12 protein-coding genes are annotated in these 13,388 nt (G+C 73.4%); 9 read left to right on the forward strand and 3 right to left on the reverse strand.

The genetic code is table 11. The features are described from left to right. Window positions 1-99: 99 nt before the first annotated feature. The gene (locus PV410_RS16280) at window positions 100-1,206 is read left to right on the forward strand and encodes a LacI family DNA-binding transcriptional regulator (RefSeq protein WP_500325159.1); all 1,107 of its coding nucleotides are present in this window, start codon (window positions 100-102) and stop codon (window positions 1,204-1,206) included. Window positions 1,207-1,320: 114 nt separating this feature from the next. Beyond that, the gene (locus PV410_RS16285) at window positions 1,321-1,947 is read left to right on the forward strand and encodes a hypothetical protein (protein ID WP_500325161.1); all 627 of its coding nucleotides are present in this window, start codon (window positions 1,321-1,323) and stop codon (window positions 1,945-1,947) included. Window positions 1,948-2,018: 71 nt separating this feature from the next. Here PV410_RS16285 and PV410_RS16290 read toward each other — a convergent pair whose 3' ends face one another. Continuing rightward, window positions 2,019-2,630 (reverse strand): PadR family transcriptional regulator, encoded by a 612-nt coding sequence (locus PV410_RS16290; RefSeq protein WP_499510520.1) that lies wholly within the window; start codon window positions 2,628-2,630, stop codon window positions 2,019-2,021. 230 nt (window positions 2,631-2,860) lie between these two features. Between PV410_RS16290 and PV410_RS16295 the strand changes: the two genes are divergently transcribed. The 7 genes from PV410_RS16295 (at window position 2,861) to PV410_RS16325 (ending at window position 10,924) form a co-directional block, all read left to right on the forward strand. After that, window positions 2,861-3,400: an ArsR/SmtB family transcription factor gene (locus PV410_RS16295; RefSeq protein WP_500325163.1), complete on the forward strand. Its 540-nt coding sequence runs from the start codon at window positions 2,861-2,863 to the stop codon at window positions 3,398-3,400. After that, window positions 3,397-4,701 carry an MFS transporter gene (locus PV410_RS16300; RefSeq protein WP_500325165.1) on the forward strand — a complete coding sequence of 435 codons (1,305 nt, stop codon included), beginning with the start codon at window positions 3,397-3,399 and terminating at the stop codon, window positions 4,699-4,701. The genes PV410_RS16295 and PV410_RS16300 overlap by 4 nt, the downstream gene beginning before the upstream one ends. Before the next feature lie 327 nt (window positions 4,702-5,028). After that, entirely contained in the window at window positions 5,029-5,595 is a 567-nt protein-coding gene (locus PV410_RS16305) for a hypothetical protein (RefSeq protein ID WP_500325166.1), read from the forward strand. Window positions 5,596-5,868: 273 nt separating this feature from the next. After that, entirely contained in the window at window positions 5,869-7,293 is a 1,425-nt protein-coding gene (rox, locus tag PV410_RS16310; protein ID WP_500325255.1) for a rifampin monooxygenase, read from the forward strand. A gap of 295 nt (window positions 7,294-7,588) precedes the next feature. Beyond that, complete coding sequence (locus PV410_RS16315; RefSeq protein ID WP_500325168.1) at window positions 7,589-10,111, forward strand: Pls/PosA family non-ribosomal peptide synthetase; 2,523 nt, start codon at window positions 7,589-7,591, stop codon at window positions 10,109-10,111. 112 nt (window positions 10,112-10,223) lie between these two features. Continuing rightward, complete coding sequence (locus tag PV410_RS16320; protein WP_499510525.1) at window positions 10,224-10,463, forward strand: Sec-independent protein translocase family protein; 240 nt, start codon at window positions 10,224-10,226, stop codon at window positions 10,461-10,463. Between the two features lie 98 nt (window positions 10,464-10,561). Then, complete coding sequence (locus PV410_RS16325) at window positions 10,562-10,924, forward strand: hypothetical protein (RefSeq protein WP_500325170.1); 363 nt, start codon at window positions 10,562-10,564, stop codon at window positions 10,922-10,924. A 4-nt stretch (window positions 10,925-10,928) separates the two neighbouring features. On the opposite strand, the gene PV410_RS16330 is transcribed toward PV410_RS16325, so the two are convergent. Continuing rightward, complete coding sequence (locus PV410_RS16330; RefSeq protein WP_500325172.1) at window positions 10,929-11,960, reverse strand: hemolysin family protein; 1,032 nt, start codon at window positions 11,958-11,960, stop codon at window positions 10,929-10,931. Next, complete coding sequence (locus PV410_RS16335; RefSeq protein ID WP_500325174.1) at window positions 11,957-13,258, reverse strand: hemolysin family protein; 1,302 nt, start codon at window positions 13,256-13,258, stop codon at window positions 11,957-11,959. Before PV410_RS16335 ends, PV410_RS16330 begins: the two co-directional genes overlap by 4 nt. Window positions 13,259-13,388 lie beyond the last annotated feature (130 nt).

The raw sequence follows: 13,388 nt of genomic DNA on the forward strand, positions 1-13,388 counted from the left end.
TCCCGTTCCTGTCCGGGCCCTTCAGGGCACTGGCCGTAAACGTTTCCGGCTGCTGTCGCACCCGACAGACTGACGCTGACATGACATATCGTCAAGACTGTGACCGTGCTGCGAACCCATGAGGACCCCTCGTCCGCGCCCCCGCCCGGAACCGGCCCCGCGATCACCCTCCGCGAGCTCGCCCGGCGCAGCGGGGTGTCCACCGCGACCGTCTCGCGCGCGCTCAACGGCCGGGCCGAGGTCAGCCAGGCCACCCGCGAGCGCATCCGGCGGCTGGCCGGCGAACTGGGCTACGCGCCCAACGAGCCCGCCCGCACCCTGGTGCGGCGCCGTTCCGACACCATCGGCCTGCTGTGGGACACCGGGCACGAGTCGCGCGGCCTCCACCACCCCTTCCTGCAGGGCCTGCTGAGCTCGGTGCGCACCGCCCTGTCCGACGCGGGCTACCACCTCATGCTGCTCACCACGGCAGGGCCCGAGGACCCGCAGACGACGTACGTCCAGGCCGTGCGGCGGCACAGCCTGGAGGGCGTGATCGCGATGGGCCGGCCCGCCGACGACCGCGCCCTGCGCGCCCTCGCGGCCTCGGGCATCCCTTGCGCCGGTCTCGACGTCGCCCTGGACGGCCCGCGCACGGTCGGCGTCGCCTCCGACAACCCCGGCGGGGCGGAGGCGGCCGTCGCCCACCTGCACTCCCTCGGGCACCGCCGGATCGCCACCGTCACCGGCCCGCCGGAACTCACCCCCGCCGCCGAGCGGCTGGCCGGTTTCCGCACCGCCTGCGCACGCCTCGGGCTGGCGGTGCCGGAGGAGTACGTCGTCCCGGGGGACTTCTTCCTGGACAGCGGGCGCCAGGCGGTCCGGCGGCTGCTCGCCCTGCCCCAGCCGCCGACGGCCCTGTTCGCCGCGGGCGACATGATGGCGATCGGCGCCCTGCACGCCGTCGCCGACGCGGGGCTGTCCGTCCCCGGGGACCTGGCGGTCGTCGGCTTCGACGACATCGAGGCGGCCACCCTCGTGCGCCCAGCGCTCACCACGGTCGCCCAGGACCACCGCGCCCTCGGCACCGCGGCCGTCGCGGCCCTGTGCGAGCTGCTCGACCCGCAGGCCGTCCGCCCGCTCCCGCCGCGCGTACTGCCGACGCGGCTGGTCGTCCGCGGCACCTGCGGCGCCCGGCCCGGCCCGGCCGCGGGCCCGGGCTCCTGACCGGGCGTCACTCGTAAGTGAACGGTGCGGCATTGATCCGTTGTGCCCGGGTACGGTACCGCTTGCCCCGGCCGGGCCGGGCCGGGCCGACGGACCGACAGGGGAGTCCCGCCCATGCAGATCGCCCGCACCGCCGCCGCCCGCACCGCCGCCGCCCTCGCGCTCGCCTTCCTCGCCGCCGCCACCGCGACGGCCTGCGGTCCCGCCGACGGCGGCACCACAGGCGACGGCCGGCCCCCAGCGAGCGCTCCGGCCACGTCCGGACCGGCCAACCTGCCCTCGTTCGCCGGCATGGGCCTGCAGGCAGCCCAGGACAAGGCCCAGACGCTGGGCTTCTACCGCCTGGACTCGCACGACGCGCTGGGCCGCGGCCGCGAGCAGATCTGGGACCGCGACTGGAAGGTGTGCTTCCAGCGCCCGGCCCCGGGAAGCCGGACCACCACCGTCACCGTCGAGTTCGGCGCCGTGAAGCTCGAGGAGTCCTGCCCCGCCCGGGACGCTCCCCCGCCCGCCTCGGCGGGCCCCACGATGCCCGACCTCACCGGCACGTCCCTGAAGGTGGCCCGCACGACGCTCACCCCCTCGACCGGCATCACGGCGGAGGACGCCTCCGGGCAGGACCGCTTCATCCTCATGGAGACCAACTGGAAGGTGTGCTCGCAGGCGCCCGCCGCCGGCACCGGGCTCACGGGGCAGCCGGTGGTCTTCAAGGCCGTCAAGTTCGGCGAGGCCTGCCCGTGACCCGCAGGCGCGGCACGGGACGCGCCGCCGGCCCGGGACGCGTACGTCCCGGGCCGGCGGCGCCGAGAGGGTCAGTCCTCGTCGGCGAGGATCAGATAGAGCTTCTTGCGGGCCTCGTTGACCACGGTCAGCGCCTTGTCCCGCTGCTCGGGCGTACCGGTCGCCCAGACCTGCCGGAAGGCGTCGACCAGGCCGGCGCCCGCCTTGCGGATCTCGTTCATGGCCTCCCAGTCGATGCCGCGCCCGGCCTCCTCCCAGGGGGCGTCGGGCCCCGCTTCGGCCTCGGTGCGGCCGGCCTCGGTGAGCGTGAAGAGCTTCTTGCCGCCCTCCGACGCACTGCTGATCAGACCCTCGTCCTCCAGCAGTTGCAACGTCGGGTAGACCGAGCCGGGGCTCGGCTTCCACGCGCCGCCGCTGCGCTCGGCGATCTCCTGGATCATCTCGTAGCCGTGCATGGGCCGGTCGGCCAGCAGCGCCAGGATCGAGGCGCGCACGTCGCCGCGCCGCGCCCGGCCTCGCGGGCCTCCCCTGCCGCCCCGCCCGCCGTGCCACGGGCCGGGCCCCCAGGGCCCACCGCCGAACGGCGGCCCGAACGGGCCGAACGCCGCGCGCCGCCCCTCCTCCTCGTGGTCGCCGCGGCCGTGATGGCCGGGCCCAAAGTGTCCATGTCCATGGGAACGCATGGTGACGCTCCTTCCATCATCGTACGGTCGCGATACCTCAACGATATATCGGTAACAGTCGCAAGGCAAGGACCTCCCACCTGCGGCTGTTGTCCCGCCCCATGAGGTCCGGCCCCGGATCGGCAGCGGGTGGGAGGCGTTGGCAGGAGATCCCGCGCGCCGGACGGCGGATCCGGAAGTCCGCGCGAATCCCCTTGCGCAACGGTCAAGAATCGTTGACCATTGCTCGCATGCCTACCGACGATCTGCCCGAGACGTTCCACGTCACCACTGACGAGCAACTGCGCGCCGTCTCCAGCCTCACGCGTCACCGGATCATGGCCGTGCTCCGCTTCGAGCCAGCGACGATCACGCAGATCGCCGAGCGCGTGGGTCTTGCGAAGGGGAGTTCCAGCTACCACGTACGGCTGCTGGAGCGGGCCGGCCTGGTGAAGGTGGTGCGGACGCGGAAGGTCCGGGGGGTCACCGAGCGGTACTACGCGATGGCCGCACGGTCGATCGAACTGCCGGACCCGGGCGAGGGAGGGCCGGACGTGCTGATGCGGCACGCGGTGGCGGACCTGGAGGCAGCGCCGGCGGATGCCGAGCGGCATGTGCGGATGGCGCATCTGCGGCTCACCGAGGAGCAGTTCGCGGAGCTGGGGGCGCGGCTGCAGGCACTGGCGGACGAGTACCGGGAGCTGTCCGATCCGTCGCTGCCCGATGCGTCACTCGTCTTCGCACTGTTCCACCCGGCGTCGCGCGAGCAGGCCGAAGGGGGCGCCAAGTGACCTCGGACATCCGGAAGTTGCCGACCGGGTTCGGACGGCTGTGGACCGCACAGACGGTGTCCTCGCTCGGTGACGGGGTCACGCATGCCGCACTGCCGCTGCTCGCGTTGACGTTGACGCGGGATCCGATGGCGCTCGCCGTCGTCACGGCCGCCGGAACGTTACCGTGGCTGCTCTTCGGGGTGCTCGGCGGCGCGCTGGTGGACCGCTGGGACCGTCGGCGCACGATGTGGATCACGGACGCGGCACGTGCGGTGCTGCTCGCGATACCGGCGGCAGCGGCCGCGCTCGACCGCTTGAGCATTCCGCTGCTCTCGGCCGTCGCCTTCCTCCTCGGCCTCGGCGGGCTCTTCTTCGACACGGCCGCCACGGCCTATCTGCCGGATCTGCTCGGCCGCGACCCCGCGTCCCTGGAGCGCGCCAACTCCCGCCTGCGCGGCACCCAGACCGCCGCGTCCGGCTTCGCCGGGCCACCCGCGGGCAGTGCCCTGCTCGCGCTCGGGCGGGCGGTCCCGCTGCTCGCCGACGCGGTCTCGTTCGCGCTCTCCGCACTGCTCGTACGGTCACTGCCCGCCGCACCCCGGCCCGCACCGCAGGCCCGTGAGTCGCTGCTGCGGCAGGCGCGGGCCGGCGCCTCGTACGTATTCCGGGATCAGCTGCTGCTCGGGCTCGCGCTGCGTCCGGCGGTCGGGAACATCGCCTTCCTCGCCGTGGAGACCGTGCTCGCCCTCTTCGCGCACGATCGCCTCGGCATCGACACCTACGGCTTCGGCCTGCTCCTCACGGCGGAGGCCACCGGCGGTCTGCTCGGCGCAGGCATCGCCTCCTTCCTCGGCCGGCGACTCGGCACCGGCGCCGCCCTGACCTGCACGGCCGCAGTGGAGGGACTCGCCATTGCGGGCCTCGCCGCGGCCCCGAACCCGTACGTCGCCGGCCTCGCGCTGGCCGTCTGCGGAGCGGGCATGGGCGCCACGATGGTGCTCGCGCCCTCCCTCCGACAGGCGATCGTCCCCGCCCACCTGATGGGCCGGGTCGCCTCCACCTCCCGCATGCTCGCCATGTGCGCCGCCCCGTTCGGCGCCTTCCTCGGCGGCTGGCTGGCCACCACCTACGACGTACGCACCCCGCTCTACACGGCCGCCGGCCTCCTCCTCACCATGACCGCCATCACCGCGACCATGACCAGCAACCGCCGGGTCGAGGCGGCGCTGCGTGCCGCCGCCCCGGCCGAGGATCCAGATCACCCGGAAGCCCGGCACCCCGCTCAGGTGCTTGCCGTCGAAGGCTCCGCGAGGTCGTGAAGCCAGTGCTGAGCCCGGCCCGGCGTTCCCCGCCTCGGGCCCGGAGCGTGGGGCGCCCGGCCTCCACGGGATGCAACGAGTGGGCCGGCGGGCCGGGTACGCCGCCGTCGATCCTCGTCGTCCTCGACAGCCGCCGGGTCCCGGAAGGGGCGCAGGCCCTGACCGGGTCCGAGGCCACAAGCCAAGGTCGCAGTGAGCGGACTCCGGTAGGACGACCTCGACGGCGCAGGTCACTTCCTCGGGTGAGCACCGCGCTCGGTACAGCGGCCGGACCCGAAGGCCGGGGCGGATGTCACGTGCACAGGCGGATCAGCCATACTGCCCGCCGTGGAGCAGAGCAGAGGTTCGAACATCCCGCTCGTACAGGCCGCCGGCATCGATCCGGCACACGTCCCCGGCATCCTGGGGCCGGAACCGGATGGAGACGACAGAACCGAGGCCGCGGCCTCCGAGACCGACCGCGCGTCCGACGCCGCGGCTGACGTGACGACCGATACCGGGCCGTCCCCCGCCGTGGCCGCGGAAGAGTCCACCGCCGGCACCGACGACGACGTTGACGACGCCGAAGTCACCGAAGGCTCCGGTGGGGGCCCGGTGTTCGAGGCCGCGGACCGCAGGGGGGCGATCCGGGTGGACCGGGACGGCCTCACCTTCCGGTTGGACGACACCGAGGCCGAGTTCGGTTGGAAAGAGATCGGCGCGCTCGAGGTCGACGTCCCCAAGTGGGGGCATCGGTTCGGCGTCACGGTCTACCTGTCCCCGCGCCGCTGGTTCGAGACGTGGGTCGACGCGCCCAGCCGACGCCGGCTGCGGGCCTGGAGCGATGAGCTCGACGCCGTCCTCGACGTCTACTTCGAAGCCGACACCGAGAAGCACGACTCCGTGGAGGACTAGGGGTTGATTCCAGGCGCCGGCTGGGGCTGGTGTTGAGCGTCGTAGTGGGTCTCGTCCTCGTGGGGTGGAACGCTGCCGACGCGGGAGCACCGGCGGCTGTGGCGCGAGCGCGCCTGATCGACGGCACGCTGACCAAGGGCCGCAACGACGAAAGCGAGGAGCACCGCTCCTCGCCACTGTCAACCTATAGCGCACGGGGGGCCTTGCGGCAAGGCCCCCGTCGTGCCGCAGAATCACCGCCCTGATTCGGAACCTGCGGGGATGGGTGTGTTGATGATCGACGTCATCGTCGTCGGCGGCGGGCCGACCGGCCTGATGCTCGCCGCCGAGCTGCGGCTGCAAGGTGTGCACGCGCTCGTGCTGGAGAAGGAGGCCGAGCCGGGCGTGCAGACCCGCTCGCGCGGGCTGCACGTACGCAGCGTGGAGGTGTTGGACCAGCGCGGTCTGCTGGAGCGGTTCCTGGCGCAGGGCGAGAAGTTCACGGTCGGCGGGTTCTTCGGCGGCCTCGGGAAGCGGTGGCCCGACGGGCTGGACACCGCCCACTCTTACGTCCTCGCCATCCCGCAGCCGGTCACCGAGCGCCTGCTCGCCGAGCACGCGGGCGAGCTCGGCGTGGAGATCCGGCGCGGCTGCGAACTGACCGGGCTGAACCAGGACGACGGCGGGGTGACCGCCGAGCTGGCCGACGGGACGAGGTTGCGCTCGCGCTACCTCGTCGGCTGCGACGGAGGGCGCAGCACCGTGCGCAAGCTGCTGGGCGTCGGCTTCCCCGGCGAGCCCTCCCGGGTCGAGACGCTGCTGGGCGAGATGGAGGTGGCCGCGCCCCCGGAGACGGTGGCCGCCGTGGTGGCCGAGGTCCGCAGGACGCAGGGGCGGTTCGGCGTCATCCCCGAGCGCAGCGGGCGGCACTGTCTCATCGTGCCCGCCGACGGGGTGGCCGAGGACCGTGCGGCGCCGACCTTCGAGGAGTTCAAGGAGCGGCTGCGGGCGGTCGCCGGCACCGACTTCGGTGTGCACTCGCCGCGCTGGCTCTCCCGCTTCGGCGACGCCACCCGGCAGGCGGAGCGCTACCGGGTGGGCCGGGCGCTGCTCGCCGGCGACGCGGCGCACGTCCACCCGCCGACCGGCGGGCAGGGGCTGAACCTGGGCATCCAGGACGCGTTCAACCTCGGCTGGAAGCTCGCCGCCGCGGTCAACGGCTGGGCGCCGGAGGCCCTGCTGGACAGCTACCACGCCGAACGGCACCCGGTGGCCGCCGCCGTGCTGGACAACACCCGCGCGCAGATGCACCTGCTGTCCACCGAGCCGGGTCCGCAGGCCGTGCGCCGGCTGCTGGCCGAGCTGATGGACTTCGAGGAGGTGAACCGGCACCTGATCGAGAAGATCACCGCGATCGGGATCCGGTACGACTTCGGCGAGGGCCACGCCCTGCTCGGCCGGCGGCTGCGGGACGTGGAGCTGAAGCGGGGGCGGCTGTACGGCCTGACGCACGGCGGCCGCGGCCTGCTGCTGGACCGGACGGGCGGACTGTCGGTGGCCGGTTGGGAGGACCGGGTCGACCACGTCGTCGACGTCGCCGAGGAACTGGACGTCCCCGCGGTGCTGCTGCGCCCGGACGGCCACGTCGCCTGGGCCGGCGAGGACCAGCGGGAACTGCTCCGCGTCCTCCCGCGGTGGTTCGGCGCCGCCGCCCGCTGACCGCCCGCCCTCGGCGCAGCCGCGGGCCGGCCACCGCACCGCCCACCGCCGCCGCCGCACCGCCAACCACCAGGGGGTATCACGTTCCGCCGACGTGGAGTTGCCGAAGGTGACGGCCCGGCCGAGTGGCGTCCGCGGCCCCCGGGGCCGAGACTGCGAGTACGACACACACATCCGATGCCGGACACAGGGCACACCTACCGCTTCCGGATCGCGCGCCCGGACGTATGCCGAGGCGGTGTCGCCTCGGTGCTCAGCTCGACCGGACGTGGTCCGCACCTCTCATGGAGCCGCCATGGCGGACATCCCGGTCGACGTCCTGACCCCCGATCCCGACGAGTCCTCTGCCACCGACCGCGAACGGATCCTCGCCGAGGTGCTGGCGCCGGTGGTACAGGCCGAGCACGTCCCGCTCGACGGCAACTTCTTCACCGACCTCGGCGCGGACTCCATGGTGATGGCCCGCTTCTGCGCGCGGCTCAGGAAGCGCCAGGACGTGCCGTCCGTCTCGATCAAGGACGTCTACCGCCATCCGACCGTCAGGAGCCTGGCGGCGGCCCTCGCGCAGGCCCCGCCCCCGGCTGCCGTGCCGGCCGCCGCCTCCCCGGTGGCGGCGCCGTACGGCCCGGGCACGCCGGGGAGCCCGTCCGGTACGTCGCGTTACGTGCTGTGCGCGACGCTGCAACTGCTGTTCTTCCTCGCCTACTCCTATGCCGCGGCCCTCGTCTTCGCGGGCGGCGTGAAGTGGATCGCGGACGGTTCCGGGCTGCTCGGCACCTACCTGCGGGCGGTCGTGTTCGGGGCCGTCGTCTTCCTCGGGGTGTGCGTGCTGCCCATCGTGGCCAAGTGGGTGCTCGTCGGCCGGTGGCGCCCGCGGGAGATCCGCCTGTGGAGCCTGGCGTACGTCCGCTTCTGGTGCGCCAAGACGCTCATCCGGTCGAACCCGCTGGCGCTGTTCGCCGGGTCCCCGGTCTACTCCCTGTACCTGCGGGCGCTCGGCGCGAGGATCGGACGCCGCGTCACGATCCTCACCCGTCACGTACCGGTCTGCACCGACCTGCTCACCGTCGGCGACGGCACGGTGATCCGCAAGGACGTCTTCCTCAACTGCTACCGGGCGCAGTCCGGGGTGATCCGCACCGGGACGGTCACCCTCGGCAGGGACGTGCTGATCGGCGAGGCGACGGTGCTCGACATCGGGACCGCCATGGGCGACGGCACCCAGCTCGGGCACGCCTCCTCGCTGCACACCGGCCAGTCCGTGCCCGATGGCGAACGCTGGCACGGGTCCCCGGCCCAGCCGGCCGGGGTGGACCACCGCCGCGCCGCCGGCGCCGGCCGCTGCGGTGCCGTCCGCAGGGCCGCCTACGGGGCGACCCAGGTGCTGACGGCCCTGATCGTGTACGTCCCCCTGGCCGTCGGCGGCGCCGTCCTGGTGGTCGCCGCGGTCCCGCAGTTCGAGGCGCTGCTGCGACCCGGGCCGACCGCGCTGACGAGCTGGACGTTCTACGTCGACGCCCTGGCCGCGTCCGCGATCTTCTTCTTCGGCGCCGTCGTCGTCGGGGCCCTGCTGTCCGTGAGCGTCCCGCGCGTGCTGGGCCTCCTCGTCCGGCCGGACACGGACTACCCCCTGTTCGGCTTCCGCTACGGGGTGCACCGGGCCGTCGGCTTCCTCACCAACCGGCGCTTCCACAAGGTGCTGTTCGGCGACAGCTCGGCGATCGTCCCCTACCTGAGCCGCCTCGGCTACGACCTGGGCGACGCCGAGCAGACCGGCTCCAACTTCGGCCTCACGGTGCGGCAGGACACCCCCGGTCTGACCAGCGTCGGCAGGGGGACGATGGTCGCCGACGGGCTGTCGGTCATCAACACCGACTACACCGGCACGTCCTTCCGGACGTCACGGGTGACGATCGGCCCGCACAACTTCCTGGGCAACCACATCGCCTTCCCCGCCCGCGGCAGGACCGGTGACAACTGCCTCCTGGCCACGAAGGTGATGGTCCCGCTCGACGGGGAGGTCCGCGAAGGCGTGGGGCTGCTCGGCTCGCCGAGCTTCGAGATCCCCCGGTCCGTCCTGCGGGACAGCAGGTTCGACCACCTCAAGGACGGCGCGACCTTCCGGCGCCGCCTGGCGGCGAAGAACAAGCACAACGCCGCCACCATGGCCCTGCACCTGATGTCGCGGTGGCTGTTCTTCTTCTCGGTCGCGCTGGTGGTGTCGGTCGCCGCGGACCTCTACGGCACGCTCGGCCCGGCGGTGATCGCGCTCGCCAACGTCCTCACGGTGCTGTTCGCCGTCGCCGACATGATGCTGACCGAGCGCGCCACCGCGGGCCCGGGCGGTCTGCGGCCGCTGTACTGCTCGATCTACGAACGTCCCTTCTGGCGGCACGAACGCTACTGGAAGATCACCAACCCGACCGAGGCGATCGCGGTCCTCAACGGCACGCCCTTCAAGACCGTCGTCTGGCGGCTGCTCGGCGTCCGGATCGGCAGCCGGGTCTTCGACGACGGCTGCTACGTGCCGGAACGGTCCCTCGTGGCCATCGGCGACGAGTGCGTCCTCAACGAGGGCACCCGGATCCAGTGCCACTCGCAGGAGGACGGCACCTTCAAGTCGGACCGCACCACGCTGGGCAGCCGTTGCACCGTCGGCGTGGGCGCCCTCGTCCACTACGGCGTCACGATGGGCGACGGGGCCGTCCTCGCGCCCGACTCCTTCCTGATGAAGGGCGAGGAGGTCCCGGAGCGGGCCCACTGGGGCGGCAACCCGGCCCGGGAGCTGCGCGGCGCCGTGGCCGGCGCTCCCGGCTGAAGGCGCCCCGCGGGAAGGCTCGCGCCCCCGCTCGTCCCCACAGTCCTGTAGTTTCCACAGGGTCGTCACCACGGGCGTCCCGCGCCCCGTCCCATCGGAGGGAACCGGCACGATGTTCGGCCTCAGCGAGCTCGCCCTGCTGCTCATCGTGGTCATCGTCCTGATCGGCATCAGGAAGCTCCCCGGCCTCGTGCGCTCCGCCGGGAAGGCCACCCGCATCCTCAAGAGCGAGGCCGCGGCCATGAAAGCGGACGACGACCCGTCCGCCGACGGACCCGCCCCGCGCGTCATCCGGGCGGCCCCCGGGGACGTGACCCGCAGGACCGACGAGGTGGACGGCACGGGGCGCTGAGCCTCCGCCGGCCGTCGAGCGCGCGGCCGCGGACGCGTGCTTGACGGGCGTGCGAACATCGCCCTGTACGGACCGCCGGGTGAGGGGCAGGGGGAGCCGTGACGGGGTTCGAGATCGCGCTGGTCATCCTCGCGGGCGGTTATGTCACCGGAGGTGCCTACGACCGGCTGAGGAAAGCCGCGACCGAGCGGCGCGAGGCCCGGCAGCAGGAGCTGAACGGACCGCAGCCGGTGTGCGGTTGCGGGCACCACCTCGCCTACCACGACGCGCGCGAGGGCCTGTGCTACGCCTCCGTCCCGGCACCGTCCGGCCGCAAGGACGAGGCCGGCGACAAGGACGAGGCCGAGGACCGGCGGTGTCCGTGCCGGCGGTACGCCGGCCCGGAACCGCTGGCGACCCTGTACGCGCCGGAGATCGCCGCGCCGCCCGCGGAACGTTCCCGGCCCGACGCCGCCGGGTAGCGGCTCAGGCCGCCTCCTCGACCGCCGTGGCCGGTCCGACGAGCTCCTCGAGGACGTCCTCCATCGTGACGTAGCCGAGCAGCGTGCCGTCGTCCCCGGTGACCGCGGCGAGGTGGGTGCCCGCGGCCCGCAGGGCGGTGAGCGTGTCGTCCAGCGGGGTGGTGGGGCGGAGCCGGATGACGGGGTGGAAGGCGCCCGGGGGGAAGGGACGGTCGCGCCCGGCGGCGCCGAGGGTGTCCTTGATGTGGAGGTAACCGAGGACGCCGCCGTCGGCGCCGGTGACCGGCAGACGGGAGTAGCCGGACGCGGCGGCGGTCCGCTCCAGCTCGTCCGGGGTGACCCGCTCGCCGACGGTGACCATGCGGCCGGCCGGTACGAGGATCTCCCCCACCGGACGGCTGCCGAGCTCCAGGGCGTCGCGCAGGCGCTCGCCGCCCGTGACGTCGAGCAGGCCGGCGGCGCTGGAGTCCTGGACCAGGCGGGCCAGTTCGTCGTCGGTGAAGACGGCCGCGACCTCGTTCTTCGGCTCGACGCGCAGCAGCCGCAGCAGGGCGTTGGCGAAGGCGTTGATGCCGAAGACCACCGGGCGCAGCGCGCGGGTGACGTTCACCAGCGGCGGGCCGAGCAGCAGCGCGGCGCGCTCGGGCGCGGCGAGCGCGATGTTCTTGGGCACCATCTCGCCGACCAGCATGTGCAGGTAGGTGGCCGCGGTCAGGGCGATCACGAACGAGATCGGGTGCACCAGCGCGTGCGGGACGTGCGCGGCCTCGAAGCCCGGCTCCAGCAGGTGCGCGATGGCGGGCTCCGCGACCGCGCCCAGCACCAGCGAGGAGACGGTGATGCCCAGCTGCGCGGTGGCCAGCAGGGCGGACAGGTGTTCCAGACCCCACAGCACGGTGCGGGCGCGCTTGTCGCCCCCTTGCGCGCGCGGCTCGATCTGGCTGCGCCGTACGGAGATCAGGGCGAATTCGCCGCCCACGAAGAAGGCGTTCGTCAGCAGCGTGAGGGCGCCGACGGCGAGCTGCAGCGCGGTCATCGGGCGTCCTCCGCGATGCGTGCGACACGGACCCGCTCGGCGACGTGGTGGTCGACGCTGAGCACGGTGAAGCGCCAGCCGTCGACCTCGGCGGCGTCGCCCCGCGCGGGGATCCTGCCGAGGGTGGCGGCCAGCAGCCCGGCGACGGTCTCGTACGGGCCCTCGGACGCGGTCAGGCCGATGCCGGCGAGCTGGTCCATGCGGACGTTGCCGTCGGCCTCCCAGGACCCGTCGCCGGCGGGGGCGAGGTCGGGCCGCTGCTGGGGGTCGTGCTCGTCGCGCACGTCGCCGACGACCTCCTCCACGACGTCCTCGACGGTGACGACACCGGCCGTGCCGCCGTACTCGTCGATGACGACGGCCATGGTGCGGCGGCTGCGCATCCGGTCCAGCAGCCGGTTCACGGGCAGGCTGTCGGGCACGAGCAGCGGCGCGGTGGCCAGGGCGCTCACGGGTGTGGTGGCGCGTTCCGCGGCCGGAAGGGCCAGGACGTCACGGATGTGGACGGTGCCGATGACCTCGTCGAGGCCGTCCCTGTACACGGGGAAGCGGGACAGCCCGGTGGACAGCGAAAGGGCGGCGGCGTCGGCGGCGCTCGCGTGGGCCTCCAGCGCCCGTACGTCCACGCGCGGGGTCATGACGTTCTCCGCGGTCAGCTCGCTCAGGTGGAGCGTGCGGACGAAGAGCTCGGCGGAGTCGGGCTCCAGGACGCCCACGGCGGCGGAGTGGCGGGCCAGGGCCCGCAGCTCGTCCGGTGTGCGGGCGGAGGCCAGTTCCTCCGCCGGTTCCAGGCCGAACCGGCGCACCAGGCGGTTCGCAGCGTCGTTGAGGTGGTTGATCAACGGCGAGAAGGCCGCGGTGAAGCCGCGCTGCGGCCCGGCCACCGCCTTCGCGACGGCCAGCGGGCTGGAGATCGCCCAGTTCTTGGGCACCAGCTCGCCGATCACCATCAGCACCACGGTCGAGACGACGACACCCAGGACGGTCGCCGTCATGGACGCGGCGCCCTCGGGCAGGCCGGCGGCCTCGATCGGGCCGCTCAGCAGCGCCGCCAGGGACGGTTCGGCGAGCATGCCGATGACCAGTGAGGTCACCGTGATGCCCAGCTGCGCGCCGGACAGCTGCAGCGTCAACCGCCGCACGGCCTTGAGGGCGCCGTCCGCGCCGCGCTCACCGGCAGCGGCGGAACGTTCCAGCTCACCGCGCTCCACCGTGGTCAGGGAGAACTCCGCCGCGACGAACACCGCACAGGCCAGGGTCAGCAGCAGGGCCAGCAGCAGGAGCAGCACTTCGGTCACCGTGTCACCCCCATTTCCACGCCTCGGCGGGCCTCTCGGGGTATGACACGGTCGGTACTCGGGGGATGGTCCATCGCGGGAACCGCGGCTCCTTCTTCGTGCTCGGTACGACGGGTTTCCCCCATGGTAA

The sequence above is a fragment of the Streptomyces sp. PA03-5A genome (assembly GCF_033792725.1).
Lineage (GTDB): Bacteria > Actinomycetota > Actinomycetes > Streptomycetales > Streptomycetaceae > Actinacidiphila.